The organism is Streptomyces sp. V4I8 (assembly GCF_041261225.1).
Classification (GTDB): Bacteria; Actinomycetota; Actinomycetes; order Streptomycetales; family Streptomycetaceae; genus Streptomyces.
Genome location: NZ_JBGCCN010000001.1, coordinates 6,720,447 through 6,745,737, shown reverse-complemented (window position 1 = coordinate 6,745,737; position 25,291 = coordinate 6,720,447). Strand labels below are relative to the sequence as shown.

Genomic DNA, 25,291 nt, shown 5'->3' with positions numbered 1-25,291 from the left:
CGACGGACATGCGAACGGCGCCCGGTCAGGAAGGTGAACCTGAACGGGCGCCGTGCGTAAGGGGCTTGTGGGGCCTTCGAGGGGCCTCAGTCGTTCGCGACCACGGGGTAGCGGGGCTCGTTCTCGGCCATCTGCCGGAGCGCGTCCTTGCGCTCCCGCTTGGAGAGACGGTCGATGTAGAGGTAGCCGTACAGGTGGTCGGTCTCGTGCTGCAAACACCGAGCGAAGTAGCCGGTGCCGCGCACCTTGATCGGGTTGCCCTTCTCGTCCTGCCCGGTGACCTCGGCGTAGTCGGGGCGGGCCAGCGGCGCATATGCCGTCGGCACCGAGAGGCAGCCCTCGTTGCTGTCGTCCAGCCGGCGACGGTCGGCGGGCAGCTCGACGAGCTTCGGGTTGCACACGACACCCACGTGCCGCCTGCCCTCGTCGTCCATGCAGTCGTAGACGAAGACCTTCAGGTCGACACCGATCTGGTTGGCGGCGAGACCGACGCCCTCCGCGGTGCGCTGCGAGGCGAACATGTCCGCCACCAGCTGGTCCAGCTCCGCGCCGAACTCGGTGACGTCCTTGCACTCCTTGTGCAGCACAGGGTTCCCGACGACGGTGATCGGCCGCGAGGTGCCGCGCTCACGCCAGGCGTTCTCGCGCTCCTCCGTGTCCTCGGTGTCGACGACGAACCCCTCGTCGTCCACGGGGAGCACGCCCGCGTGCTGCTGCTCGGTGTCCTGCTGGGCCATGACCGACGTATGCCTTCCTCGGAAAAACAGGGGGTGTGATGCTGATACAGGGTACGGGGAACGCGCCCCGGGAGGGCGCGGGACTGTGTCGATATACGGCTCCGCCGCGGGGCGCGGCCGGCCACGACGAACCCGCAGTCGGCGATGGTCCTAACAGACCTCTTCGAGATCCCGCCAGTCCCGCGAATCAGGACTGTCCGCAACCCACCCGTCCAGCAACCCCCGAACCAGCGCGGCCGGCGCAGCCACCCCACACTCCCGCTCCGGCACCCACAGCTGCCCATCGGTCCGGTGCCCAAGGGGCCCGGGGTGACCCGGCTCACTGTGGTCGTGCGGGTCCAGATGCTCCCCGTCGCCCTCGTCCGACGGCATCCGCGACTCGGAACACATCCGGCACAGCAGCCGCACCGACGACGACCAGTCCTCCGCGGCGAACCCGGCGTCCGCGGCCAGCTGCTCCAGGGCGTCCCGGTCGGCCTCGGTGGCGGCCTCCAGGAGGACCACCCAGGTGGGCACCGGCGAGGGCGCCCACAGCTCGATCTCGTCGAAGACGGGGTAGGCATGCCCGGCCGACGTGGTCCGCTCCCCGTGGGGCACCCCGTCGTGCAGCACGACCTCGCCCCAGCGCCGCCCGGAGGACGGCAGCGGGATGGACAGCACCTCGATCCGGGCGGGGTCGAGCCGCCGCCCCCACACGACCTCGGCCTCCCCCTCCGGGGACAGCCTCACGGCGGCGCTGCCCAGGTCCATCCCGAGCGGCTCACCGGAGTCGGTCGCACCGCCCGGCACCCGCAGCCCGTACGCCTGCCAGGCCCGCCGGGCCAGCGGCCAGTCCTGGAGGGCGGTGGCCGCGATGCCGACGTTCCACCAGTCGGGCGCCCCGGTCTCCCGGTCGAGCAGCGCCACGGCTCGCAGTCCGGCCGCGCGGGCCTGCTCCCAGTCGTGCCGGAACTTGTGCAGCAGCGCGAGGTTGAACCAGGACTCCGAAAGCCAGGGCTCCAGGTCGGCGGCACGTGTCAGCAACGCGCCCGCGTCCTCGTACCGGCCGTCGCCGATGAGCGTGAACGCACGGTCGGTGGCCTGCCGCCAGGAGGCGGAGGGCCGGTGCCGTCCCTTGCCGAAGATCCTCACGATTCCCGCCTGCCAGTTCCGTGGAGTGGGCTGGCTAGTGCTCGCCCCCGGACACACTCTCATTCGCATCCAACCACGTACGGCTGGAAGGGCGCTCATTACCCATGGGTTACCCAGCCACAGGGGGTGTCAGACAGTCTCTGGACAGCACCCGCGCGAGCGACCCCACCACCTCCGGCGCATAGTCCCCGGCGGTGGCAAGGCGCAGTTCCTCCAGCGCCCTCAGCGGCCCGCCGGGCCCGGCGTCGCGGGCCTTCTCCTCGTAGGCGTTCACCGCCCGCACGATCCGCGCGGCGACCGGCTGCTCCGGACAGGGGTCGGCGAGCCGCTCCACGACCATCGCCACCTGCGGGTTCACCCCGGTCTGCCGTACGACGGCCCCGCCCAGCAGCGCGATCCGGCGCTGCTCCGCCACGGGCAGTACGGCGGTGGCCCCGGCCGGCACCGGATCGACCAGGCTGAGCTGCCCGATGTCATGCATGAGGGCCGCGTACTCCAGCACGGTGAGCTCGGCCTCCGACAGCCCCAGGTCCCGCCCGACCTCCCGGCTGAGCGCCGCCACCCGCCGGGCGTGCCCGGCGGGCGTGTACCCGGCGATCTCGGTGGCCCGGGCGAGAGAGGCGATGGTCTGCCGGTAGGTCGCCCGGACGGCGGCGTACCGGCGCAGGGACATCTGGGTGAGCAGGAGGGGCAGCGAGAAGACCGGCAGCGCCCACAGCCCGGCCACGGCGACCGCGAGCGCCATCACGGCGCCCGTCGCGCAGACGGCCGACCCGATCCCGAGCGTCGCCCGCAACTGGTCCCGCAGCAGCGGCCCGAACGGCCACCGGGTACGGGAGTGCGCCAGCGCGGCGGCGAGCAGGGCGTCGCACAGGGCGGTCAGGGTGAGGATCGCGAGCAGGAGCAGGGCGTAGGCGGTGCCCCAGCCGTGGAACGTGCCCTGGTTGTACAGGGGTTGGAAACAGACGGCCGCGAAGCCGACGGTGAGCACCCGCCGGGCGAGGTGGTCACGGACGGGACGGCCGCGCGCGATGTGCGGCACGCTGCCGAGGAGCGCGGCGGCGAGGACGACGCTGAGGACCTGGGCGACACCGTGCTGGGTGGGGTCTCCGGCGTTCTCCCCGAGCAGGGCGTACGACAGCGCGGCGGCGGCCCCGAGGGGCGCGGCCTCCCGGCCTGCCGCTCCCGTCCACCGGGTGAGCTCACCGAGGGTGACGAGGATCCCGAAGGCGAGCGCGGTGCCGCGTTCGTCGAGGCCGCTCCCGAGGGTGTCGATCAGGCAGCCGGCGGCGAGAAGGGCGGCGCAGGCGTGGACGAGGGTGAGCAGGCGGGGTGGTCTCGGGGCGCTCATCGGTGCGCCCCCGGGGCGCTGGAGACGGGCGGGCGGGGCGGGGGCACGGACGTCTCGTCGGCGGTCACCGCGGGATGCCACCCCTGCTGGTCCACCGCTCTGACGAGGGCCGTGACCATCCGGGGGTCGAACTGCGAGCCCGCGCACTTCTCCAGCTCCCGCAGGGCGACGGGCACGGGCCGGGCCCTGGAGTAGGACCGGTTCGACGTCATCGCGTCGAACGCGTCCGCGACCGCCACCACCCGCGCCGACTCCGGGATCTGGCTCCCGGTCAGGCCGTAGGGGTACCCGCTCCCGTCCAGCCGCTCGTGGTGGTGCAGTACGGCGGCCCGGGCCTCGCCGAGGAAGGAGATCCCCCGGACCATCTCGTGGCCGTACTCGGGATGCAGCTCGATCACACGCCGTTCCTCGGGCGTGAGCGGCCCGTCCTTGCGCAGCAGCCGCGTGGGCACGCCCAGCTTTCCGACGTCGTGCAGGATTCCGGCGAAGCGGAGCACCTCGACGCGCTCGTCGGCCAGGCCCAGCTCACGCGCGATCATCATCGACGCCTGTCCGACCCGCTCGCTGTGGCCGCGGGTGTAGCCGTCCTTGATGTCGACGGCCTGGACCAGCGCCCGGATGGTCGCCTGGTGGGCCGCGCGTTCCCGGTGGTACTGGGCGAACACCCACCACGACACGCACATCGGCAGCAGTACGAGCAGCGCGGCGACCGGGCCGTAGGGACTGCGCCACAGCACGGCCATCATCAGCCCGGCCAGGCCGTGCACGGCGATCGGCGCGAGCGAGTGAAGGAACAGCCCTCGCCAGGCACGCCGTACCGGCACCCGCTCGGCCAGCGCGAGAATCCCGCCGTCGAGGACGGTGAGGACGAGGCAGAAGGTCAGCGCCGCGGCTCCGGCGGGCGCGAGGGCGTACGGGAAGTCGGAGTCGAGGACGGCGTCCTGCCCGCCGAGCGCCTCGTGCACGCGGGCGGCCGTCCACACCGCGACCGCGGACTGGGCCGCCCGCCACAACCGGCGCAGCCGGCGCGGCCGTTGGCCGACGGGAGACAGCAGCGCGCCCGGCACGGGCACCAGCGCGGCCGCGGACGGCGGCAGGAGGAAGGCCCCGGCGAGCAGCACGGGATGGAAGGTGCCCGCGAACCGCCACTTGGCGGCGATCCGCTCACCGCCGGCGTAGAGGGCGGCGAGCAGGGCCACCGCCCACCAGGGTGTGCCGGTGTTCGGCAGCGTGTGCAGACAGAACAGGGCAATGAGGACGACACAGACGACGTACCCACGCGCCCGTGCTGGTATCGCCTCCATGTGCTCCTCCCCGGCCAGGCCTTCCCGGCACGGGAGCCTAAGGGGGCCGAGAGGAGGTCCGCGGTGTTATGACCGGGGGATTAGCACTTTCGAGTGACGGTCCGTGCAGGACGCCTGTGGTTCAGGACTCCTGGGGAGTGGCGGTCACGTCATGGTCGGGCACGGCCTGGCCGGAACGGATCAGGTCGAGCCGCCCCAGGACCTTGGCACGCAGGTCGGTCGGCACGTCGTCATGCCCGCAGCAGCGCTTGACCAGCTTCTTCACGGCCTCTTCGAGGCCGTACTTCTCCAGGCACGGGGAGCACTCCCGGAAGTGCTGCTTGAACTTGTCGCGATCGACGTCCGGCATCTCACTGTCGAGGAACTCGTAGAGATGATCGAGTACCTCACTGCAGTCCGTCTCGTGCGGCTCTCCGCAGCTCATGAGCCCGAACCTTTCACTTCGTTCGACTCTCCGGCGCCGGCCGGGACCAGCCCGCGCTCACGCGCGTAGTCCTCGAGCATGCCGCGCAGTTGACGGCGGCCCCGGTGCAGCCGGGACATCACCGTACCGATGGGTGTCCCCATGATGTCCGCGATCTCCTTGTACGCAAAGCCCTCTACGTCGGCGAGGTACACGGCGATGCGGAATTCCTCGGGGATCGCCTGGAGCGCTTCCTTCACGTCCGAGTCGGGCAGGTGGTCGAGCGCCTGCGACTCCGCGGAGCGCAAGCCCGTCGACATGTGCGACTCGGCGCGCGCGAGCTGCCAGTCCTCGATCTCCTCGGCCGCGGAGCGCTGGGGTTCGCGCTGCTTCTTGCGGTACGAGTTGATGAAGGTGTTGGTGAGGATCCGGTACAGCCAGGCCTTCAGGTTGGTGCCCTCGCGGAACTGGTGGAAGGACGCGTACGCCTTGGCGTACGTCTCCTGGACCAGGTCCTCGGCGTCGGCCGGGTTGCGCGTCATGCGCAGGGCGGCCGAGTACATCTGGTCGAGGAATTCGAGCGCGTCCCGCTCGAAGCGCGCGCTGCGCTCGGCGGTCGACTCCGCGGACGTGTCCACGCTCATGCCCTGGCCCTCGGGCTGCTCCGCCTGGCCGTTGTCGGTCCCTGCGTCGGTACCGGGAACCGGACCCACCTCCTCAAGATTCCGGGCAGCACCGAAGCCGGTACCACCAGAATCGGAGGATAGACGACTACCCGTCCCCGCCGCCCCTCGAATAGGAGCGGTCTTGGCCGCGTGCAGCACCGTCCAGTCCAGGTCGGCGCGGCTGCTGCGGCTCGGGCAGAAGGTCGAACCCATGCGGCGGACTTCCTCTCCTACGACGTCGGCGCTGGTGCTTCAGCACCCGCTGTCCGCCACAACAGAGGCCGGACCCCCGACATTCCCGCGCCTTTACCCGAGTGACCCGACCCACTTCAAGACGCCGTCCGTGACAATCGCCACGGCCTCGTCCTGATCGAGGGGCGCCCGCTTGGGCACCGCGAACCCGTGATCGCCGTACGGCACCTCGATCAGCTCGAAGTCACCGGCCGGGAACTCCTCCGGCTTCCCGAAGGGATCGTTCCCGCCCTGTACGACGAGGGTCGGCACCCCGGACCCCAACAGCTCCTCGGCGCGGGACTTCTCGGGCTTGCCCGGCGGGTGGAGCGGGAAGCTCAGCGCCAGCACGGCGTGCGCGCCGAGGTCGACGGCCGTACGGCAGGCGACCCGGGCCCCGGCGCTGCGGCCGCCGGAGATCACGGGCAGGCCGGGCGCAGTGAGCGCGGGCCAGATGCCGCGCCAGCCGACGTCGAGGGTCTTCGGCGCGGGCGCCACCTTCTTGCCGGCCACCCGCCAGGGCTGCTCCACGAGGGCGACGCTCACCCCGTGCGCCGGGAGGACGTCGGCGAGGGCCACGAGGTCGCGGGCCCCGATGCCGCCTCCGGCGCCGTGGCTCGCGGCCAGCACCAGCCGTGCCTTCTTCGCCGGGTGCCAGGTGATGCGGGCGTCCCCCGCGTCCGTTGCGATGATCTCGGTCGTCACGTCAGAAGAGTGTGCCCTCTTCGGGGCCGTCCAGCTCCTTCAGCAGCTCCGGGCCGTTGTTGCGGACGTTGCTGACCATCGTGGAGACGGGGTAGGCGCGCATCAGGCCGGCCGGCGGCGGGTCGAGCAGGGTGCGCAGCTCCTCGGGGTCGGTGCGGGACGGGTCGAGCCAGGTGTCCCAGCGGTCCGGGGTCAGCATCAGCGGCATGCGGGGGTGGATCTCGGCGAGCAGGTGCGGGCCCTCGGCCGGCGAGACGGCCAGCGGGGTGGTCTCCGCCTCGGTCGTGATGACGGAGCAGGTCACCCACCAGGCCTGCGGGTGGTCGTCGGGCAGCGTCTTGTCCCGCCAGAACTCGTACAGCCCGGCCATCGCGAACACCGACCCGTCGGCGGGCAGCACGAAGTACGGCTGCTTGCGCGGCCGCTTCTTCCTGCCCTCGACCTCCAGGTCCCGCTCCTGCTTGCCGGTGACCCACTCGTAGTAGCCGTCGGCGGGGATGATGCAGCGCCGGGAGGAGAAGGCCCGCCGGTACGACGGCTTCTCGTGGACCGTCTCCGCGCGCGCGTTGATCATTTTGAAGGCGGACTCGGGGGTCTTGGACCAGCTGGGCACCAGCCCCCACTTCAGCTTCCGCAACTGCCGAACCGGCCGCGGGTCCTCCACGTCTTTCAAGGGACGGTCGAGGACGACGTGGACCTCCTTCGTCGGAGCCACGTTGTAGTCCGCCTCAAGGGTCTCCTCGGGCTCCCACTTCTCGATCTCAAAGATTCCTGCGAGATCCTCGGGGCTACGACTCGCTGCATACCGTCCGCACATACGTGCCACACTGCCAGATTCCATCCGACCACAGGGAGCCATCGCCTTACATGGACAGCACCGCATCCGCCTCGCTCGCCTCCCTCTGGGACGAGGTCTCCGGTACTCAGCCCGACCCCGATCTGTGGGTCGTGATCGCCACCCTGGTCGTCGCGCTCTCCGTCGTCGTCCCCCACGTCCTGTGGCGCCTCTCGCGCAACGCCATCACCATCGCCCACGAGGGCGGCCACGGCCTGGTCGCCCTGCTGACCGGCCGCACCCTGACCGGCATACGCCTGCACTCCGACACCAGCGGCCTCACCGTCAGCCGCGGCAAGCCGCACGGCATCGGCATGATCCTCACGGCGGCCGCGGGTTACACGGCGCCGCCGCTGCTGGGCCTGGGCGGCGCGGCTCTGCTGGCCACCGGCCGGATCACCCTGCTCCTGTGGCTGGCGACCGCCCTGCTGGTGGCCATGCTGGTGATGATCCGGAACGCGTACGGCGCCCTGACGGTGTTCGTCACGGGCGGCACGTTCGTGCTGGTGAGCTGGCTGACGGGCCCGCAGGTGCAGGCGGCGTTCGCGTATGTGGCGGTCTGGTTCCTGCTGGTGGGCGGGGTGCGCCCGGCATTCGAGCTACAGGCGAAGAGGGCACGGGGAGGGGCGGGGGACTCGGACGCGGATCAGTTGTCGCGGCTGACGCATGTGCCGGCGGGGCTGTGGCTGTTCTTGTTCCACGCGGTGTCGCTGTGTTCGCTGATAGGTGGGGGCAGATGGCTCCTGGAGGTGTGATGCGCCAGGAAGAGGCAGCATCACCGGCGCGGGGCTGTGTCGATCTGCGGCTCCACCGCGTGGGCGCGACCGGCCCCAACGGCGCCGCACCCGAACCACCGCCTGCTTATAAAGTGGGGCCATGGCCCCGAACGACGCACAGCCCGCCCTCTGGCCCGCCCCGCACGCGAGCGGAGCCGTCGACGCGACGGTCCACGTGCCCGGGTCCAAGTCGGTCACCAACCGCGCCCTCGTCCTGGCAGCCCTCGCCTCGGAACCGGGTTGGCTGCGCCGCCCCCTCCGCTCCCGCGACACCCTGCTGATGGCCGGCGCGCTGCGGGCGATGGGCGTCGGCATCGAGGAGGGTGTCGGCCCCGAGGGCACCGGCGAGGCGTGGCGGGTACTCCCCACGGGCCTGCGGGGCCCGGCCACGGTCGACGTCGGCAACGCCGGCACGGTGATGCGCTTCCTGCCGCCGGTCGCCGCGCTGGCCGACGGGCCCATCCGTTTCGACGGCGACCCCAGGTCGTACGAGCGCCCCCTGCACGGCGTGATCGACGCCCTGCGCGTCCTCGGCGCCCGGCTCGACGACGACGGCCGCGGCGCGCTGCCGCTGACGGTGCACGGCGGGGGCGCCCTGGACGGCGGCCCCGTGGAGATCGACGCCTCGTCGTCGTCCCAGTTCGTGTCGGCGCTGCTGCTGTCCGGCCCGCGCTTCAACCAGGGCGTGGAGGTCCGGCACACCGGCTCCTCGCTCCCCTCCATGCCGCACATCCGCATGACCGTCGACATGCTGCGCGCGGTCGGCGCCCAGGTGGACACCCCGGAGTCGGGCGGCGAGCCGAACGTCTGGCGAGTCACGCCGGGCGCCCTGCTCGGCCGCGACCTCACCATCGAGCCGGATCTCTCCAACGCCCAGCCGTTCCTGGCGGCGGCGCTGGTGACCGGCGGCAAGATCCTCATCCCGGACTGGCCGAGCCGCACCACCCAGCCCGGTGACCGGCTGCGCGAGATCTTCACCGAGATGGGCGGTTCCTGCGAACTCACCGAGTACGGGCTCGTGTTCACCGGCTCGGGCGCGATCCACGGCATCGACGTGGACCTGAGCGAGGTCGGCGAACTCACCCCGGGTGTCGCGGCGGTCGCCGCCCTGGCCGACTCCCCCTCCACGCTCCGCGGCGTGGCCCACCTGCGTCTGCACGAGACGGACCGCCTGGCCGCGCTGACCAAGGAGATCAACGAACTCGGCGGCGACGTCACCGAAACCGCCGACGGCCTGCACATCCGCCCGCGCCGACTGCACGGCGGCGTCTTCCACACCTACGAGGACCACCGCATGGCGACGGCCGGCGCGATCATCGGCCTCGCGGTCGAGGGCGTACGGATCGAGAACGTGGCGACGACGGCGAAGACCCTCCCGGACTTCCCCGAACTGTGGACCGGGATGCTCGGGGCGTAGGGACACCGCTATGCGCCGCTACAGCAAGCACACCGACGAGGACGACATCCGCACCCGTCCCGGCCGTCGGAACACCCGGCCCCGTACGAACATCCGCCCCAAGCACGAGGACGCCGCCGAGGGCATGGTCCTCACCGTCGACCGGGGCCGTCTGACCGTCCTCGTCGACGACCGGATCGTGATGGCCATGAAGGCCCGCGAACTGGGCCGCAAGGCCGCGGTCGTCGGTGACCGGGTGGCACTGGTCGGCGATCTGACCGGCAAGAAGGACACGCTCGCGCGAATCGTGCGGATCGAGGAGCGGACGTCACTGCTGCGCCGTACCGCGGACGACGACGATCCGTACGAGCGCGTGGTCGTGGCGAACGCAGACCAACTCGCCATCGTCACCGCCCTCGCCGACCCCGAGCCGCGGCCCCGACTGATCGACCGCTGTCTGGTGGCGGCGTTCGACGGCGGCCTGGAACCGCTGCTGGTGATGACGAAGTCGGACCTGGCTCCGCCGGAGAAACTCCTTGAGCTGTACGGGGCGTTGGACATCCCCCATGTCGTCACCAGCCGGGAGGAACTGGAGGCCGGAGAGGCGGCGGACCGGGTCCGGGAGCAACTGGACGGCCGGGTCACGGCGTTCGTCGGTCACTCGGGAGTCGGCAAGACCACGCTGGTGAACGCGCTGGTGCCGGAGGAACGCAGGCGTTCGACCGGCCATGTGAACGCGGTGACGGGTCGGGGGCGCCACACCACGACATCGGCGCTGGCGCTGCCCTTGGCGGAGGCGGGGGCGGGTGGCTGGGTGATCGACACCCCCGGCGTCCGTTCCTTCGGCCTGGCTCATATCGACCCGTCCCGGGTGATCCACGCGTTCCCCGACCTGGAACCGGGAACCGAAGGCTGCCCCCGTGCGTGCAGTCATGACGAACCGGACTGCGCGCTGGACGGCTGGGTGACCGACGGCCACGCCGATCCCGCGCGGCTGTACTCGCTGCGGCGGCTGCTGGCGACGCGGGAGCGCACGGACGGCGACTGAGCAGGGGATTGACCTCCGCGTTGTTTGTCCCCCTGTGAGACCGGTAAAGGCATAATCGCACCGAGCCGGATCCAAGCCTGACGAAGCGGTCACAGAACGTGGGCATACGGGAGGACAGCACATGGCGTGGCTGCTGGTCATCGTGGCGGGGCTGCTCGAAACCGGCTTCGCCGTCTGCCTGAAACTGTCGCACGGCTTCAGTCGGCTCTGGCCCACGGTCGCCTTCTGCGTCTTCGCCCTCGGCAGTTTCGGGCTGCTGACGCTGTCGCTGAAGAAGCTGGACGTGGGGCCGGCGTACGCGGTGTGGACGGGGATCGGGGCGGCGGGTACCGCGATCTACGGGATGATCTTCCTCGGGGACGTCGTGTCCACGTTGAAGATCGTGTCGATCAGCCTGGTGATCGTGGGGGTCGTCGGCCTGCAGCTGTCGGGCTCGGCCCACTGAGCCCGGCTCCCCGCTGAGGCGATGTCAGCCCGCCAACTGCCGCTGCAGCGCGCTGCGTACGAGCTCGGCGACGCCGCCTTCGCCGGGTGGCGCGGCGACGCAGGACAGGGCCAGCCTGACGACGAGTTCGCAGGAGCGGGCGAGATCGGCGAGGTCGGCCTTGCTGGTCCCGTTTCCGGGCCCAGGTCCGGGTCCGGGTCCAGAAATGACCACTACGGCCCTGTCCCGCACCATCGCCACGAAGTCACCCGGAGACGGGAGCGGCCCGTCGGCCCGTCGCTGTGCCGGCACGGCCGAGGTGGACGGCACGGCGGACAGCGTCGGTGAGGGCAGGCGCTCGCTCCAGCAGCCGGTGAGCATGGCACGGACGAGGGCGTTGTCGCGGGCGAGTGCGGCGGTCCACTCCGCGGTGGCGGTGAGGCGGTCCCGGGCGTCGCTGTGGGTGGCGAGGGCGCGTTCGACGCCGGCGAGGTAGCCGTCGGCTTCCCTTCTGACGAGTGCGCGGGCAAGCCCTTCCTTGCTCCCGAACTCGTTGTACAGCGTCTGCCGGGACACTCCGGCCGCCGCGGCCACGTCCACCATCCGCACGGCAGACCACGACCGACGCGCCAGCGCCGTGTAAGCGGCGTCCAGCAGGGATTCCCGCGCTGCAGGCATCATCGCCTCCGTGGGACGAGCGGCTCTGCGCCCAGATTTGACGCGCACGGGGGCACTGTCAAGGGTTCGCGAAGGCGCGTGGAGGCGCGCGTTGATGCCTGCGGCGGCCCGTTGCCTCCGGTGGGGGCTCGCGTAGCGCCTGCGGGTGGGTGGGGGTCGGGGCCGCGCCGGGGGGTGTCCGTCCTCGGTCCGGTGGCTGGCGTCCTGCCAGGAGGTGCCGTCCCTTGACACTGGAACTCTGCCGGCGGACACCTCCCGACGCGTCCCCTTGCCGCCGTGGGCGACTGCGGGCCCGTGGGGCGCTGCCCCAATCCCCACCCACCCGCAGGGCTCCGCCTCGTAGGCGGCGGCGGCCACTTTTCGGTGCCGGTCCCGGCCCCTTTCAGCCCGCCCGGCGTCCGAGAACGAGCACAGCCATCCCTAGCCCCCACCCACCCGCCAGGCTCCGCCTCACGCGCGGCGGCAGCCACTTCTCGACGCCGACCCAGGCATCTTCAGCCCGGCGTCCGAGAACGAGCACAGCCATCCCTAGCCCCCACCCACCCGCCAGGCTCCGCCTCACGCGCGGCGGCAGCCACTTCTCGACGCCGACCCAGGCATCTTCAGCCCGTCCGGCGTTTGAGGACGAGGCCGCAGGCCGATGGGGGGCCAGGGGGCGGAGCCCCCTGGCGGGGTCGAAGGGGCGGAGCCCCTGGGGATGGGACGGGTAGGGGCGGCGGGGGCGAGAGAAGGCGGCGCAACTTGATCCGCTGGGCCCTGTAGCCCCACCCCGACCACGCCAGATACCGTTCGTTCCATGCCGGACTACCTCGACGACCTCCGCCTCGCCCACGTCCTCGCGGACAACGCCGACGCCACCACCATGGACCGCTTCAAGGCCCTCGACCTCAAGGTCGAGACCAAGCCGGACATGACCCCGGTGAGCGAGGCCGACAAGGCCGCCGAGGAGCTGATCCGCGGACAGCTGCAGCGGGCCCGCCCGAGAGACGCGATCCTCGGCGAGGAGTACGGCATCGAGGGCACCGGCCCCCGCCGCTGGGTGATCGACCCGATCGACGGCACCAAGAACTACGTACGCGGCGTCCCGGTCTGGGCCACCCTCATCGCCCTGATGGAGGCGGGAGAGGGCGGCTACCAGCCGGTCGTCGGCCTCGTCTCCGCCCCCGCCCTCGGACGCCGCTGGTGGGCCGCCAAGGGGCACGGCGCCTTCACCGGCCGCAGCCTCTCCTCCGCGAGCCGTCTGCAGGTCTCGCACGTCTCGAAGCTGACGGACGCCTCGTTCGCGTACTCCTCACTCAGCGGCTGGGAGGAGCAGGGCCGCCTCAACGGCTTCCTCGACCTCACCCGCGAGGTGTGGCGCACGCGCGCGTACGGCGACTTCTGGCCGTACATGATGGTCGCCGAGGGGTCGGTGGACATCTGTGCGGAGCCCGAGCTGTCCCTGTGGGACATGGCCGCCACCGCGATCGTCGTGACGGAGGCCGGCGGCACCTTCACCGGCCTCGACGGCCGCCCCGGCCCGCACAGCGGCAACGCCGCCGCCTCGAACGGCCTCCTGCACGACGAGTTCCTCGGATACCTCAACGAGCGCCACTGAGCGCCCCCTTGTTGACCCCCTCTTTACCTGTCACTCTGAGAGTCCCCCCACTTGTGAATTTGTGAAATCCTGAACAAACGGTGCGGGGGCACTTCAGGAGGTGGCTCCATCCATGCTCGTACGTGACGCCATGAGCACCGTGGTCCTCACCATCGGCCCCACCCACACCCTTCGCCAGGCCGCCGCGCTGATGTCCGCCCGTCGGATCGGCGCGGCCGTGGTCCACGACCCCGACGCCGGTGGCATCGGCATCCTCACCGAACGCGACATCCTCAACTCCGTCGGCCTCGGACAGAACCCGGACACCGAACGCGCCCACGACCACACCACCAACAACGTCGTGTTCGCCGCCCCGTCATGGACCCTGGAGGAGGCTGCCCGCGCCATGGCGCACGGCGGCTTCCGGCATCTGATCGTCCTGGATCACGGCGAGCCCGTGGGCATCGTCTCGGTCCGCGACATCATCCGCTGCTGGGCCCCCGTACGGCAGCACGTGCCCGCCTAGGAAGGCGCAAGCGAACGGCATACGAAACGGGCCGGGCGCCGAAGGCGACCCGGCCCGTCCGTGTCCCGTCCGTGTCCCGTCCGTGTCCTGCCCGCGTCCTGCCCGCGTCCTGCCCGCGTCCTGCCCGCGTCCCGCCCGCGTCCCGCGCGAGACCCGGGCGATACCTCGGGCGAGGGCACCCGCCTGGTTCGCGATCAGCCCCGGTCTTCGCCAAAATCGATCTCGTCCCATACTGGACTTTGTCCAAGTCGAGGTGATCTCCAAAGTCACATTCATTCGGAACCTGGTCCCCCTGCTGTTAAGGTGTTCTCCATGAGTGACCTTCTGGAACGGCTGCGCGGACGCGGATGGCGGATGACCGCGCAGCGACGCGTCGTGGCCGAGGTCCTCGCCGGTGATCACGTCCATCTGACGGCCGACGAGGTGCACGCCCGCGCCGTCGCCAAGCTGCCGGAGATCTCCCGCGCGACCGTCTACAACACGCTGGGCGAGCTGGTCACGCTCGGCGAGGTCCTCGAGGTCTCCACCGACAAGCGCGCCAAGCGGTACGACCCGAACGCCCATCGGCCCCACCACCACCTGGTGTGCGCCCAGTGCGGCGCGATCCGGGACGTCCACCCGACGGGCAACCCGATGGCCGACCTCCCCGACTCCGAGCGCTTCGGCTTCACGGTCTCGGACGTCGAGGTGACGTACCGCGGCGTCTGCCCGAACTGCGCCAAGGCCTGAGGCCCGCAACACCCCGAGCCCCGGCACCGGTGAGTGCCGGGGCTTTGTGCTGCCCGCGTGCGGACGGGGTTCCCGCGTGCGGACGGAGTCGAATGTACGGACGGGGTCCCATGCGCTGACGGGGCCCCATGTGCGGAGGCCCCATGTGCGGACAGGGTTCCCGAATCTGACGGCCCGTCATATGGTCAACGGCACCCACACGTCCGTTCCGCACTCCGCGAGGAGACCGAAGTGGGAGAACCGAATCCGCCGTACCCCAAACTCAAGGCCCGTGACCTGACCCGCGCCTTCGGCCGAACCCCCCGCGCGGTCGATGCCCTCGGCCCCCTCGATCTGACCGTCGCGCCCGGCGAGTTCGTTTGTGTCGTCGGCCCCTCGGGCTGCGGCAAGTCCACGCTGCTGCGTATCGCCGCGGGACTGCTCCGCCCGAGCACCGGCACGCTGGAGATCCGTACGTCGAGCGCGCGGCCGGCGGCCATGATCTTCCAGGACTACGGCATCTACGACTGGAAGACCGTTCGCGCCAACGTCCGCTTCGGACTGGACATCCAACGCGTCCCCCGCCGCGAGGCGAACGCCCGCGCCGACGACTGGCTGGCCCGCATGGGCCTGTCGGACTTCGCGGACGCCTACCCGGCCACCCTCTCCGGCGGTATGCGCCAGCGTGTGGCGATCGCCCGGGCGCTGGCCGTACAGCCCGAACTGCTGCTGATGGACGAGCCGTTCGCGGCGCTCGACGCCCAGCTCCGCACGATCCTCCAGGACGAACTCCTGGAGATCACCCAGACGCTGAGGACGACCACGCTCTTCATCACCCACAGCCTGGAGGAGGCCATCGTCCTGGGCGACCGCGTGCTGGTCATGTCCGCCCGCCCGGGCCGGATCATCGCCGAGCACCGTCCGCCCTTCCCGCGCCCGCGCACCGGTGACATCCGCGCCACACCCGAGTTCACGGAGCTGAAGAGCGAGCTGTGGGACCTGCTGCGGAAGGAGGCGGTACCGGCATGACGACGCTCACCAAACCGCCCGCGGACGCGGTCCTGGTCCGCCGCCCCGGCCCACGGGAACTCCACCCCGCCCGCACGCACCGCCGCAGGCGCGTCCTGGAGCTGTCGCTGGCGGTCGCCGTGCCCCTCTTCCTCGTCCTTCTGTGGCAACTGGCCGCGGCCCAGGCCTGGATCGACGACCGCGTCTACCCGGCCCCCTCCACGATCCTCGCCGACGGCTGGGACCGGGCCGCGGCCGGCGACCTGTGGCCGGACGTGTGGGCGACGCTGAAGCGTGTCCTGGCGGGATACGCGGTGGGCACGGCGGCGGGCTATGCCCTCGGCCTGCTGATGGGCTCCCTGTCCCTGGTGCGAGCGGCCCTGGAACCGCTCCTGGACGCGCTGTACGTCGTACCGAAACTGGCCCTGTTGCCGATCTTCCTGAACATGTTCGGCCTGGGAGAGGGCCCACAGGTGGCGCTGGTGGCGGCGACGGTGTTCTTCTTCGTCTGGATCTCCACCATGTCCGCGGTCATGTCCGTCCCCGCCGGCCACCGTGACGCCGGCCAGGTCTTCGGCGCCTCGCGGTGGCAGATGTTCCGCCACGTCCTGCTCCCGGCGTCCCTGCCGGCGGTCCTGGTGGGCGCGCGGATCGCGGCGGGCGTGGCGGTCCTGGTCATCGTCGCGTCGGAGCAGATCGCCGCGACCGACGGCCTGGGCCATCTGATCTTCGACTCACGCGCGCTCTTCCAGAACGACGTGATGTTCGTCGGCATCGTCTGCGTCGCGATCCTGGGGGTGCTCTTCTCCGAACTGATCCGCTTCACCGGGCGCCTGCTCACCCCCTGGGCGCCGAGGGACCGAGGAAGGGGCCAGTCATGAGCAGGAGGACGCGCGCCTACGGCGTGGTCGTCGCCGCCGGAGCACTGCTGGCGTCGGCCGCGTGCTCATCGCCGTACGAGTCGGACTCCTCGTCGAAGGGGGCCGCCGGGCAACGCGCCGTCCGCCCGGTGGAGGGCTGCGGCGCGAAGGCCTGGACGGACCCGAAGGACCTCTCCCCGAACCGCACACCGGCCCGCTGCCTGCCCGGAGCCCCTCCCCCGCAGCCGCTGCCCGAGACCCGCCGGCTGACGATCGCGACGGGAACACTGAGCGCCGAATACGTGGCACCCCTGCAGGTCGCGCTCGACAAGGGCGAGTTCAAGAAGGAGGGCCTGGACGTCGAGCTGAAGGTCCTCCCGACCCCGGACGCGCTGCCCCTGCTGGCCAAGGGGGACATCGACGCCCTGTGGGCGGCCCCGGAGGCCGCGGTCATGAACGGCGTCAAGGGCGGCTTCGACATCAAGTGGGTCGCGGGGAACTTCTCGCCCGACCCTCAGTCGAAGAGCGGCCTGTGGGTGCGTCTGAAGGAGGGCGAGAGCGCGAGCCGCGTGGCCATGGCCGGCCGCAAGCTGGGCACGATGATCGGCAAGGGCTCGGTCATCGCCTACCCCATGGAAAAGGCACTGGAACAGCACGGCGGCGGCCTGGCCGACATCCGGTACCAGCAACTCGGCTCCGCCGACGTCCTCACGGCCCTGCAGAACGGCGGCGTCGACTCCGCATGGCTCCTCGACCCGGTCTGGCGCAAGGTCGACGGCAAACAGGGCTACGCCTTCCTGGGCGGTCAGCCACCGGGCGAACCGCTGGGCGGCATGCTGTACGGCCGCACCCTGCTCCAGGACGACGTCGACGCGGGCGTGGCACTCCTCAGGGCCTACATCCGCACGGTGAACTCATACTTCACGTCGGACTACAAGCAGGATGCGACCTTCGTCACATATCTTGCAAAGCTCCTGAAGTCGGAGGCATCCATCCTCAAGTCCACCCCGCCCCTCCGCATGGACTGGGAAATCCGCTCCGGCACGACGACCCGGCTCCAATCGGCCTACGACGCCCAGGACGTGACGGAGGGAACCCCGCTCCCGGAGTCACGGACAGTGAACCGCACGCTGTACGAGGAGGCGGTGGGCCACGCATCCTGACGCCCCGGCAAACACACCTAGGGCCGGAACCCTTATGGATTCCGGCCCTAGGCCTTCAGTAGCGGGGACAGGATTTGAACCTGCGACCTCTGGGTTATGAGCCCAGCGAGCTACCGAGCTGCTCCACCCCGCGTCGATGAACGCAACACTACGTCAGCCATGCGGACAGAGGCAAATCGCTTCCTCCCAGCCCGTCCGGCGTTCGAGCACGAGCCCACCACCAGGAGACGTTCACCTCTCGCTGCCGGTCCGGATCTTTCAGCCCGTCCGGCGTTCGAGGACGAGCCCACCATCATCCCGAACCCCCACCCACCCGGAGGGGCTCGGCCTCACGGACGGAGCCGCTCACCTCATCGCTGCCGGTCCAGGCACTTCCAGCCCGTCCGGCGTTCGAGGACGAGGCCGCAGGCCGACAGCGGGGTCCAGGGGGCGGCAGCCCCCTGGCGGGGTGAGAGGGGCAGAGCCCCTTCAGGATGGGACGGGTAGGGGCGGCGGGGGCGAGACAATCCCACGGCAACCACAGCACCGGACACCACCCAGCACACCCCACCGCGACAACGCCACCCAAGCCCAGCGCAGCGTCACGCCGACAGCTCCTCGCGCAGAGCGTCCCGCAACCGCGCCGCCCGCCGAGCAACCTCCGCCGGCCCCAGCGCCACCGCCCGGTCGGCCCACCGCTGCCCCTCCGCCAGTTCACCGCGACGCGCGTAGACCAGGGCGAGCCGCAACGCCGACCGCCCATGACCGGCGTCAGCCGCCCGCGTCCACCACACCGCGGCCTCCGGCTCACTCCCCTCCCGGGCGAGCAGCAGCCCCAGGTTGAAGGCACCGTTGCGCGAACCGGCCTCGGCGGCCTCCCGGTACCACCGAGCCGCCTCCACCACGTCCCCCCGGGCCGCGGCCAGCATGCCCACCCGCACCTGCGCGCGCCGGTGCCCCTGGGACGCCGCCCGCTCGTACCACTCCTCGCACTCGGTCTTCTCGTGCACCGTCTCCCCGAGCTCATGCGCGGGCTCCGGCGGCCGACGGGCGTCCAGCACGGTCGCGAGCCGATACGCGGCCTCCCCGCTGCCGCCCCCGGCCGCGCGCCGCAGATGCCGCTCAGCGGCGTGCTCGTCCCCGTCCCGCAGCCGCGCGATCCCGACCTGCAGCGCCGCCTCGGTGTGTCCGGCCGCCGCGGCACGCTCGTACCACCGCAGCGCGGCCCGCTCCTCGCCCCGCCCGGCGTGCAGGATCCCCAGGTTGAACGCGGCGTCCACGCTCCCGGCCTCGGCGGCCTTGGAGAACCACGGCTCGGCGCCCGCGGTGTCCCCGCCCTGCAGCAGCAGGATCGCCAGCGCGTTCGCCGCCTCGCGGTGCCCGGCGTACGCCGCCCGCCGGTACCACTGCTCGGCCTGTGCGGTGCGGCCCTGCTCGGCGCAGAGCAGCCCGAGGTTGTACGCCCCGTTCACATCGCCGGCGTCCATCGCCGCCCGGTACCACCGCTCGGCGGTCTGCGTCTGACCGCGCTCGGCGTGCAGCGCGCCCAGCGCGTTCGCGGCGTTGCCGTCGCCGTCCTGTGCGGCCCGCAGCCACCACACGGCGGCGCTCTCGGTGTCCCCGGCGTCCCGCAGCAGGAACCCGAGCGCGCAGGCGGCCCGCGCCTCCCCGTCCTTGGCGGACGTGAGGTACCAGCGCCCCGCCTCCTTGAGCTCCCCGCGCTTCTCGAGGATCGCCCCGAGGTGCAGCGCGGCCCTCCGGTGCCCGCGCGCGGCGGCCTGCCGGTACCACTGCCCGGCCTCGTCCAGCAGCGCCTCGTCGGGCGCGACACCGTTGTCGGCTCCGTCCTCGCCCGCGCGCACCGCCTGCCGGTCCAGCGCACGCGCCAGCCGGTACGCCGCTTCCCGGTGCCCACGCTCGGCCGCGGCCCGCATCCACCGCTCGGCCCCGTCGTCGCTGCGGTGCTCCAGCAGGTCGGCAAGCGCGTACGCGCCCAGCGCGTGCCCCTGCTCGGCGGACTGCCGCAGCCAGTACTCGGCGGCGGGCTCGTCGCCGCGCTCGCGGTGGTGGCGGCCCAGCGCGTGCGCGGCCGCGGCCGATCCCGCGACGGCGGCGATCCGCCACCATCCGGCGGCCTCGTCGGCATATCCGCGCTGGTGAAGGAGGACTCCCAGGTTGTTGGCCGCGGCCCGGTCGCCCGCGGCGGTGGCGGCACGCAGATGGGGCTCGGCTCCGTCGAGATCACCGCGGCGCAGCAGCATGGCGCCGAGGACGCTCATCGCCTCGACGTCACCGGCCTCGGCGGCAAGCAGTTGCCGCGCCTCCTCGGCTGCCTCCCCCGTCTCGTCCGGGTCCGTCGGCCGGCCGAGGGCGAAGTCACCGTCCGGCTGCGAGAGGTCCACGCCCAGCTGCGAGGCGCCGTCCGTCGGACGCACCAAATCGCCCGTCGGCTGCACAAAGTCGGCAGGCTGCACAAACCGCCCTGTCTCCAACAGAGTTGCCTTGTCCCCCATAACGTCCATCGTCGCACCACCTGCAACCTGGGTACACCTGGTATACCGCAGCCAGTGAGGTCACTTCAGCGTTTTGTCGACATGCCCACAGAGAGACAAGTCAAACACAGTTCGCTCAACTCCCCACGGCGGCACGACCGTCCTGTTGCCCTGCACATGCGTTCGCACACCACAAAGGCCCGGATCCTCTGGAGGATCCGGGCCTTCGCTGTCGTACGAAATGTTCGCCGACGTCAGTAGCGGGGACAGGATTTGAACCTGCGACCTCTGGGTTATGAGCCCAGCGAGCTACCGAGCTGCTCCACCCCGCGCCGTTGCTCAGCAACCGTACCACGGCGCGGGGTGGGCTATTCGATCAACCGTCGTCCCTAACCGCTGGTGGGACTGCCGGACGGACTCGGACTCGAACTCGGGCTCGCACCGCCGCCACTGTCGCCGCCGGTCTTGTCCGCCTGAGCCTGGGCGTCCTCGGCCCGCTGCAGCGCGTCCTCGAGGTCCTTCTGCGCCCGGCCGTACGCCTCCCAGTCACCCTTCTTCAGGGCTTCCTGGCCGGCCTCGAAGGCCTTCTGGGCGTCATTGAGCGCGTCTTGGACATTGGGGTTGCTGGACGTCGGCGGAGGTGTCGTACCGCCGCCGTCCTCGTCGCCCTCGTCCGGTGGCTCGGTGGTCGGACCCTCCGCGCCGAAGACCTTGTTGAGGGCCTCGCCGAGTGTGTCCTCGAAGGCGGTGGTGCCTCCGTAGGAGACCAACACCTTCCGCAGCAGCGGGTACTTGAGTCCACCACCGCGTACGTAGACCGGCTCCACATAGAGCAGTCCGCCGTCCAGCGGGACCGCCAGCAGGTTGCCGTACTCGACTTCCGAGTCGCCGCCTCTCAGCAGCCTGATGGTCTCGGCGATGTTCTGTTCGGAGTTGAACTGGCTCTGGACCTGACTGGGTCCGTTGACCGTGGTGTTGGTCGGCAGTTTCAGAACTCTGATCTTGCCGTAGTCACTGGTGCCCGCCTCGGCGTCGACCGCCATGAAGGCGCTGAGGTTGTCCCGGCCGTTCGGCGTGAACGTCGTCGTCAGCGAGAACGCCTGCGCCGCCTGGTCGGGCATCTTCATGCTCAGGTAGTACGGCGGCACCGCGCTGCCCGACTTGTTGGTCGGGTCGTCCGGCACCTGCCAGACCTCGCTGCCGCTGAGGAACGTCGTGGCGTCCTTCACGTGGTAGCGGGTGAGCAGCTCGCGCTGGACCTTGAACAGGTCCTGCGGGTAGCGCAGATGGGCCATCAGGTCCTTGGAGATCTCGCTCTTGGACTCCACCGTGCCGGGGAAGGCCTTCATCCAGGTCTTCAGGACGGGGTCCTGGGTGTCCCACTGGTAGAGCTTGACCTCGCCGGTGTAGGCGTCGACGGTCGCCTTCACCGAGTTGCGGATGTAGTTGACCTGGTTCTGCTGGGCCACGACCGCCCGCTGGTCGTTGGTCGCGGTCAGCGAGTCCGCCGTCGTGTCACCGAGAGTCGTACGCGAGGAGTACGGGTAGCCGTTCGTCGTCGTGTACGCGTCGACGATCCACTGGATGCGGTGGTTCACCACCGCCGGGTAGGCGTCACCGTCGATGGTCAGCCACGGCGCGACCGCCTCGACGCGCTCCTTGGGCGTGCGGTTGTACAGGATGCGCGAACCCTCGCCGATCGCACCGGAGTACAGGATCTGCGGCTCGCCGAACGCCACCGCGTACGCGGCCCGGTTGACCGGGTTGGAGAGACTGACCCCGCTGTCGGCCTTGTAGCTGTAGGTCTTCTCACCACTGTCGTCGGAGTAGTCGATCTCCTTCTGGGGACCGCCGACGATCGAGTACATGCTGGTCTTCTCGCCGTAGTAGACCCGCTGCTCGTACGTCCCGAGGTCGCCCTTGGACGGCAGGTCGGACTCGGTGAAGTCCGGCCGGCCCTGCGAGTCGGCGTTGGTGCCTTCGGCGGCGACCACACCGTAGCCGTGGGTGTAGCGGAAGTGGTCGTTGATCCAGTTGCGCTTCGGAATGCCGTTGAGGTTGATCTCACGCAGACCGATGACCGTGTCCTGGTCCTTGCCGTCCTTGGTGTACCGGTCGACGTCCAGGTTGGTCGGGAACGCGTAGTAGTTCCTGATCTGCTGGAGCTGCTGGAACGTCGGCGAGACGATGTTCGGGTCCAGGATCCGGATGCTCGCCGCGTCGTCCACGTCGTCGCGCAGCTTGGTCTTGTCCTCGGTCGTGCTTGTGCCCGGGTACTCGGTGACCTGCGCGCCGTCGATACCGTACGCCTCGCGCGTCGCCTTGAGGTTCTTCTCGACGTACGGCGCTTCCTTGGCCTGCTCGTTGGGCTGGACCTGGAACTTCTGGACGATCGCCGGGTAGAGGCCGCCGATCAGGATCGCCGAGAGCACCATCAGGCCGAAGCCGATGACGGGCAGCTGCCAGGTGCGGCGCCACAGGGTGGCGAAGAACAGCAGCGCGCAGATGACGGCGATGCAGAAGAGGATCGTCTTGGCCGGCAGATAGGCGTTGGCGTCGACGTACCTCAGGCCCGTCCAGTTGTCGGTCGCCTTGAAGTCACTGGACTTCACCGCGAGGCCGTACCGGTCGAGCCAGTACGCGACCGCCTTCAGCGCGACGAAGATGCCGATGAGGACCGACAGATGGCCGGTCGCCGCGGCCGTGGCGCGGGCGCCCGGGCTGGTGATGCGCAGCCCGCCGTACAGGTAGTGGGTGAGCGCGGCGGCGATCACGGAGAGGATCGCGGCGGCGAAGCCGAAGCCGAGCAGGAACCGGTACCAGGGCAGGTCGAAGGCGTAGAAGCCGACGTCGAGGTGGAACTGCGGGTCCTTCTCACCGAAGGGCACGCCGTTGACCCACATCAGCCACGTCCGCCACTGGCTGGAGGCGGAGGCGCCGGCGATCAGTCCGACCAGGGCGGTGATCGCGAGCAGCAGCCACTTCTTGTACGGCGCGATGCCCATGCGGTAGCGGTCGAGGCTCTGCTGCTCCATCGACATGGCGCTCAGCGGCGGGCGCAGCCGGTGCGCCAGCCAGATGTTGAAGCCGACCGAGAGGGCCATCAACAGACCGAAGACGAAGAAGAGTCCGATCTTCGTCCACAGCGTGGTCGTGAACACCGACGAGTAGTTCACCGACCGGTACCAGAGCCAGTCCGTCCAGAAGCCCGCGAACATGGTGAAGGCCATGCCGAGGACGGCGAGGACGCCCAGTGTCATGAGCAGTGTCCGGACACGCCGGGACGGTCGGCCCACTCTCATCCGTGGCCCGGTCGGGCCTCCGCCGCGGTCCGGCATCTGGAAAGCCAAGGTTCGCACCCCGAGGTTCGCTGTTGATCCGTCAGGCCCGCGTCTTCGTGGACCCCCTGTGGCCCCCCGTGATCGCGGGCCCACACCTATGCAACTTACTCACCGTTTACTCAGTTCCCGATTCCGCCCGGGAACGAGGCAGGATTGTGACCATGTCCAACACTCCCATGGCGGCGAGCCCGCTCACCCGGGCCGTTCTCGAGATCGACGAGTACGCCTCCGGCCTCGGCTGGGACCAGCCCGCCCGCCTTTTCGCCCTCGTAGACACCGCACGGCTGCGGGCCCAGGAACCCGGCCTCGCCGCCCAGCTCGGCCTGGGGGACGAGCAGGAGTCCTCCGGCCTGACCCCGATCGAGCAGGACGAAATTGAAACGGGCAAGGCGCTCGATGAGTTCCTCGCCACGATCGCCTGGCCCGACGCGGTGGTCGGCTGCGCGCTCACCGTCGAGCGGCTCATGCTGCCCCCGTCCGCCGAGGCCCAGGTCCCGAAGGGCCTGAGCGACGCCAAGCTCGCGAAGTGGGTGGCGGAGCACCCCGACCGTCAGGAGGTCCGCATGACGGTCGCGGTCCTGCGCGACGGAGCCCGTGAATCCGCCCTGCGCCTGCGTGAGAAGGACACCCCGACGGAGGTCCTCACCGGACCGGACCTGATCCCGGGTCTGGCGGAGGCGCTGGCGGCGACGTTCGCGGACTGACCTCTTCCGCGAACTGACGTCTTCCGCAAACTGAGGTCTTCCGGTACGACAGCGGATCTCGTATGGCAGTGGGGGCGCCCTTGAGGTGAAGGGCGCCCCCACTCATGTGCCGGGGACCTGCTGGCTCAGCTCTTGGTCGTGCACTTCGGCAGGTCGGCGGTGTCGCCGGAGCGGATGTCCTTCAGAGCGCCCAGGGCGTCGTCGATGGTGCCGACCTTGACGAGGGTGAGCCCGTCCGGGACGTCCCTGGCGGCGGTCGCGCAGTTGTCGGCGGGCGTGAGGAAGTACTGGGCGCCCTTGTCGCGCGCCGCGATGGTCTTCATCTCGATGCCGCCGATGGGGCCGACCTTGCCGTCGTCGTCGATGGTGCCGGTGCCGGCGACGAACTTGCCGCCGGTGAGGTTGCCCGGGGTGAGCTTGTCGTAGAGGCCGAGCGAGAACATCAGGCCCGCGCTGGGTCCGCCGACGTCGGCGAGCTTGATGTCGATGGTGAACGGGAAGGTGTGGTCGGTCCCGGCGGAGATCCCGACGATGGCGCGCTTCTCGCCGCTGTCGTCGGACTGGGCGGTCCTGATCGTGACCTTCTCGGTCTGCGTCGGCGCCCTGCGCTCCTTCTCCGCGGCCGCCTGCTCCTTGGCCGGCACGATCGTGAAGACGACGTCCTGGCCGGGCTTGTGCTTGGTCACCAGCTTGGCGACATCGGCGGGTTCCTTCACCGTGGTGCCGTCGACGGTCTTGATGACGTCACCGGCGTGCAGTTTGCCCTCGGCCGGGGTTCCCTTGACGACGGTCGAGACGATCACCCAGCTCTGCACCGGGATGTCCAGCGCCTTCAGGGCGGCGACCTTGGCGCTCTCCTGGGACTGGCTGAACTCCTCGGCGTTCTCCTGGGTGGACTGCTCCTCGGTCTTGCCGTCCGGATAGAGGGTGTCGTGCGGCACGACCTTGTTGTCGTGCGCGAGCCATCCGTAGACGGCCTCCACCAGGTTCATCTTGTAGTCGGCGCTGGTGACCCGGACCGTGGTCATGTTGAGGTGCCCGGACGCCGGGTAGGTCTTGCGCCCGGAGATCTGCAGCACCGGCTCGCCGTCGTGATCGCCGAGAGTGTTCACCGTCGGCCCCGGGGACATCTCCGAGTACGGCACGGGGATGAAAACTCCCGCGCACAGGAGCGCGATCAGCATCAGGGTGGAGGCGAGCATCGTCGCGGTGCGGCGTGGCATGCCACGACAGTACGTGACACTCCTGTC

23 protein-coding genes and 2 tRNA genes are annotated in these 25,291 nt (G+C 70.6%); 11 read left to right on the top strand and 14 right to left on the bottom strand.

Annotated elements, in window-relative coordinates; translation table 11 throughout:
- Nucleotides 1–86 precede the first annotated feature (86 nt).
- From def to ABIE67_RS30740, 8 genes are all read right to left on the bottom strand, one after another.
- Nucleotides 87–737, bottom strand: coding sequence for a peptide deformylase (def, locus tag ABIE67_RS30775; protein WP_370264639.1), 651 nt, complete (start codon nucleotides 735–737; stop codon nucleotides 87–89).
- A 150-nt stretch (nucleotides 738–887) separates the two neighbouring features.
- The gene (locus ABIE67_RS30770; RefSeq protein WP_030052443.1) at nucleotides 888–1,868 is read right to left on the bottom strand and encodes a hypothetical protein; all 981 of its coding nucleotides are present in this window, start codon (nucleotides 1,866–1,868) and stop codon (nucleotides 888–890) included.
- Between the two features lie 109 nt (nucleotides 1,869–1,977).
- Nucleotides 1,978–3,219, bottom strand: coding sequence for an HD-GYP domain-containing protein (locus ABIE67_RS30765; protein WP_370264638.1), 1,242 nt, complete (start codon nucleotides 3,217–3,219; stop codon nucleotides 1,978–1,980).
- Complete coding sequence (locus ABIE67_RS30760) at nucleotides 3,216–4,523, bottom strand: HD-GYP domain-containing protein (RefSeq protein WP_370264637.1); 1,308 nt, start codon at nucleotides 4,521–4,523, stop codon at nucleotides 3,216–3,218. The genes ABIE67_RS30765 and ABIE67_RS30760 overlap by 4 nt, the downstream gene beginning before the upstream one ends.
- Before the next feature lie 121 nt (nucleotides 4,524–4,644).
- A complete protein-coding gene (rsrA, locus tag ABIE67_RS30755; protein ID WP_234768038.1) occupies nucleotides 4,645–4,947 on the bottom strand; it encodes a mycothiol system anti-sigma-R factor in 303 nt (100 codons plus the stop codon).
- Nucleotides 4,944–5,639 (bottom strand): RNA polymerase sigma factor SigR, encoded by a 696-nt coding sequence (gene sigR / locus ABIE67_RS30750; protein ID WP_370264636.1) that lies wholly within the window; start codon nucleotides 5,637–5,639, stop codon nucleotides 4,944–4,946. Before sigR ends, rsrA begins: the two co-directional genes overlap by 4 nt.
- Nucleotides 5,640–5,897: 258 nt before the next feature.
- Nucleotides 5,898–6,527, bottom strand: a complete 630-nt coding sequence (locus tag ABIE67_RS30745; RefSeq protein ID WP_370264635.1) for an alpha/beta family hydrolase — start codon at nucleotides 6,525–6,527, stop codon at nucleotides 5,898–5,900.
- A 1-nt stretch (nucleotide 6,528) separates the two neighbouring features.
- The gene (locus ABIE67_RS30740) at nucleotides 6,529–7,344 is read right to left on the bottom strand and encodes an SOS response-associated peptidase (RefSeq protein WP_370264634.1); all 816 of its coding nucleotides are present in this window, start codon (nucleotides 7,342–7,344) and stop codon (nucleotides 6,529–6,531) included.
- 50 nt (nucleotides 7,345–7,394) lie between these two features.
- Between ABIE67_RS30740 and ABIE67_RS30735 the strand changes: the two genes are divergently transcribed.
- The 4 genes from ABIE67_RS30735 to ABIE67_RS30720 all read left to right on the top strand — a co-directional run bounded on the left by ABIE67_RS30735 (nucleotide 7,395) and on the right by ABIE67_RS30720 (nucleotide 11,027).
- Nucleotides 7,395–8,117, top strand: a complete 723-nt coding sequence (locus ABIE67_RS30735; RefSeq protein ID WP_370264633.1) for a M50 family metallopeptidase — start codon at nucleotides 7,395–7,397, stop codon at nucleotides 8,115–8,117.
- 121 nt (nucleotides 8,118–8,238) lie between these two features.
- On the top strand, nucleotides 8,239–9,555 hold the full coding sequence (aroA, locus tag ABIE67_RS30730) for a 3-phosphoshikimate 1-carboxyvinyltransferase (RefSeq protein ID WP_370264632.1): 1,317 nt from the start codon (nucleotides 8,239–8,241) through the stop codon (nucleotides 9,553–9,555).
- A gap of 10 nt (nucleotides 9,556–9,565) precedes the next feature.
- On the top strand, nucleotides 9,566–10,582 hold the full coding sequence (gene rsgA / locus ABIE67_RS30725) for a ribosome small subunit-dependent GTPase A (RefSeq protein ID WP_370264631.1): 1,017 nt from the start codon (nucleotides 9,566–9,568) through the stop codon (nucleotides 10,580–10,582).
- A gap of 121 nt (nucleotides 10,583–10,703) precedes the next feature.
- Nucleotides 10,704–11,027 carry a multidrug efflux SMR transporter gene (locus ABIE67_RS30720; protein WP_370264630.1) on the top strand — a complete coding sequence of 108 codons (324 nt, stop codon included), beginning with the start codon at nucleotides 10,704–10,706 and terminating at the stop codon, nucleotides 11,025–11,027.
- Nucleotides 11,028–11,051: 24 nt separating this feature from the next.
- Here the strand turns inward: ABIE67_RS30720 and ABIE67_RS30715 are convergent, their stop codons facing one another.
- Nucleotides 11,052–11,687, bottom strand: coding sequence for a TetR/AcrR family transcriptional regulator (locus ABIE67_RS30715; RefSeq protein ID WP_370264629.1), 636 nt, complete (start codon nucleotides 11,685–11,687; stop codon nucleotides 11,052–11,054).
- Between the two features lie 793 nt (nucleotides 11,688–12,480).
- Here ABIE67_RS30715 and hisN point away from each other — a divergent pair.
- The 6 genes from hisN (at nucleotide 12,481) to ABIE67_RS30685 (ending at nucleotide 17,525) form a co-directional block, all read left to right on the top strand.
- Entirely contained in the window at nucleotides 12,481–13,281 is an 801-nt protein-coding gene (gene hisN / locus ABIE67_RS30710; protein WP_370264628.1) for a histidinol-phosphatase, read from the top strand.
- Nucleotides 13,282–13,393: 112 nt separating this feature from the next.
- A complete protein-coding gene (locus ABIE67_RS30705; protein WP_370264627.1) occupies nucleotides 13,394–13,786 on the top strand; it encodes a cyclic nucleotide-binding/CBS domain-containing protein in 393 nt (130 codons plus the stop codon).
- Between the two features lie 312 nt (nucleotides 13,787–14,098).
- Entirely contained in the window at nucleotides 14,099–14,515 is a 417-nt protein-coding gene (locus ABIE67_RS30700; RefSeq protein ID WP_126394944.1) for a Fur family transcriptional regulator, read from the top strand.
- 231 nt (nucleotides 14,516–14,746) lie between these two features.
- On the top strand, nucleotides 14,747–15,523 hold the full coding sequence (locus tag ABIE67_RS30695) for an ABC transporter ATP-binding protein (protein ID WP_370264626.1): 777 nt from the start codon (nucleotides 14,747–14,749) through the stop codon (nucleotides 15,521–15,523).
- Entirely contained in the window at nucleotides 15,520–16,383 is an 864-nt protein-coding gene (locus ABIE67_RS30690) for an ABC transporter permease (RefSeq protein WP_370264625.1), read from the top strand. The genes ABIE67_RS30695 and ABIE67_RS30690 overlap by 4 nt, the downstream gene beginning before the upstream one ends.
- Nucleotides 16,380–17,525 (top strand): ABC transporter substrate-binding protein, encoded by a 1,146-nt coding sequence (locus ABIE67_RS30685; RefSeq protein WP_370264624.1) that lies wholly within the window; start codon nucleotides 16,380–16,382, stop codon nucleotides 17,523–17,525. Before ABIE67_RS30690 ends, ABIE67_RS30685 begins: the two co-directional genes overlap by 4 nt.
- A gap of 59 nt (nucleotides 17,526–17,584) precedes the next feature.
- Here ABIE67_RS30685 and ABIE67_RS30680 read toward each other — a convergent pair.
- The 4 genes from ABIE67_RS30680 to ABIE67_RS30665 all read right to left on the bottom strand — a co-directional run bounded on the left by ABIE67_RS30680 (nucleotide 17,585) and on the right by ABIE67_RS30665 (nucleotide 23,334).
- Nucleotides 17,585–17,658: transfer RNA gene (locus tag ABIE67_RS30680), tRNA-Met, on the bottom strand.
- A 448-nt stretch (nucleotides 17,659–18,106) separates the two neighbouring features.
- Nucleotides 18,107–20,026 carry a tetratricopeptide repeat protein gene (locus ABIE67_RS30675; protein ID WP_370264623.1) on the bottom strand — a complete coding sequence of 640 codons (1,920 nt, stop codon included), beginning with the start codon at nucleotides 20,024–20,026 and terminating at the stop codon, nucleotides 18,107–18,109.
- Between the two features lie 228 nt (nucleotides 20,027–20,254).
- A tRNA-Met gene (locus tag ABIE67_RS30670) sits at nucleotides 20,255–20,328 on the bottom strand.
- A gap of 57 nt (nucleotides 20,329–20,385) precedes the next feature.
- Nucleotides 20,386–23,334, bottom strand: coding sequence for a UPF0182 family protein (locus ABIE67_RS30665; protein ID WP_370269106.1), 2,949 nt, complete (start codon nucleotides 23,332–23,334; stop codon nucleotides 20,386–20,388).
- A gap of 164 nt (nucleotides 23,335–23,498) precedes the next feature.
- Here ABIE67_RS30665 and ABIE67_RS30660 point away from each other — a divergent pair, with 164 nt between their 5' ends.
- The gene (locus tag ABIE67_RS30660; protein ID WP_370264622.1) at nucleotides 23,499–24,041 is read left to right on the top strand and encodes a PPA1309 family protein; all 543 of its coding nucleotides are present in this window, start codon (nucleotides 23,499–23,501) and stop codon (nucleotides 24,039–24,041) included.
- 125 nt (nucleotides 24,042–24,166) lie between these two features.
- Here the strand turns inward: ABIE67_RS30660 and ABIE67_RS30655 are convergent, their stop codons facing one another.
- Nucleotides 24,167–25,264, bottom strand: coding sequence for a PDZ domain-containing protein (locus tag ABIE67_RS30655; RefSeq protein WP_370264621.1), 1,098 nt, complete (start codon nucleotides 25,262–25,264; stop codon nucleotides 24,167–24,169).
- Between the last annotated feature and the right edge of the window lie 27 nt (nucleotides 25,265–25,291).

Coding starts and splice junctions, on each gene's coding strand:
- ABIE67_RS30685 (WP_370264624.1), top strand. CDS start 16,380: ATGAGCAGGAGGACGCGCGCCTACGGCGTGGTCGTCGCCGCCGGAGCA.
- hisN (WP_370264628.1), top strand. CDS start 12,481: ATGCCGGACTACCTCGACGACCTCCGCCTCGCCCACGTCCTCGCGGAC.
- ABIE67_RS30735 (WP_370264633.1), top strand. CDS start 7,395: ATGGACAGCACCGCATCCGCCTCGCTCGCCTCCCTCTGGGACGAGGTC.
- ABIE67_RS30705 (WP_370264627.1), top strand. CDS start 13,394: ATGCTCGTACGTGACGCCATGAGCACCGTGGTCCTCACCATCGGCCCC.
- ABIE67_RS30675 (WP_370264623.1), bottom strand. CDS start 20,026: ATGGACGTTATGGGGGACAAGGCAACTCTGTTGGAGACAGGGCGGTTT.
- ABIE67_RS30690 (WP_370264625.1), top strand. CDS start 15,520: ATGACGACGCTCACCAAACCGCCCGCGGACGCGGTCCTGGTCCGCCGC.
- aroA (WP_370264632.1), top strand. CDS start 8,239: ATGGCCCCGAACGACGCACAGCCCGCCCTCTGGCCCGCCCCGCACGCG.
- ABIE67_RS30765 (WP_370264638.1), bottom strand. CDS start 3,219: ATGAGCGCCCCGAGACCACCCCGCCTGCTCACCCTCGTCCACGCCTGC.
- ABIE67_RS30715 (WP_370264629.1), bottom strand. CDS start 11,687: ATGATGCCTGCAGCGCGGGAATCCCTGCTGGACGCCGCTTACACGGCG.
- ABIE67_RS30760 (WP_370264637.1), bottom strand. CDS start 4,523: ATGGAGGCGATACCAGCACGGGCGCGTGGGTACGTCGTCTGTGTCGTC.
- ABIE67_RS30660 (WP_370264622.1), top strand. CDS start 23,499: ATGTCCAACACTCCCATGGCGGCGAGCCCGCTCACCCGGGCCGTTCTC.
- rsgA (WP_370264631.1), top strand. CDS start 9,566: ATGCGCCGCTACAGCAAGCACACCGACGAGGACGACATCCGCACCCGT.
- ABIE67_RS30720 (WP_370264630.1), top strand. CDS start 10,704: ATGGCGTGGCTGCTGGTCATCGTGGCGGGGCTGCTCGAAACCGGCTTC.
- ABIE67_RS30740 (WP_370264634.1), bottom strand. CDS start 7,344: ATGTGCGGACGGTATGCAGCGAGTCGTAGCCCCGAGGATCTCGCAGGA.
- def (WP_370264639.1), bottom strand. CDS start 737: ATGGCCCAGCAGGACACCGAGCAGCAGCACGCGGGCGTGCTCCCCGTG.
- rsrA (WP_234768038.1), bottom strand. CDS start 4,947: ATGAGCTGCGGAGAGCCGCACGAGACGGACTGCAGTGAGGTACTCGAT.
- ABIE67_RS30655 (WP_370264621.1), bottom strand. CDS start 25,264: ATGCCACGCCGCACCGCGACGATGCTCGCCTCCACCCTGATGCTGATC.
- ABIE67_RS30665 (WP_370269106.1), bottom strand. CDS start 23,334: ATGCCGGACCGCGGCGGAGGCCCGACCGGGCCACGGATGAGAGTGGGC.
- ABIE67_RS30700 (WP_126394944.1), top strand. CDS start 14,099: ATGAGTGACCTTCTGGAACGGCTGCGCGGACGCGGATGGCGGATGACC.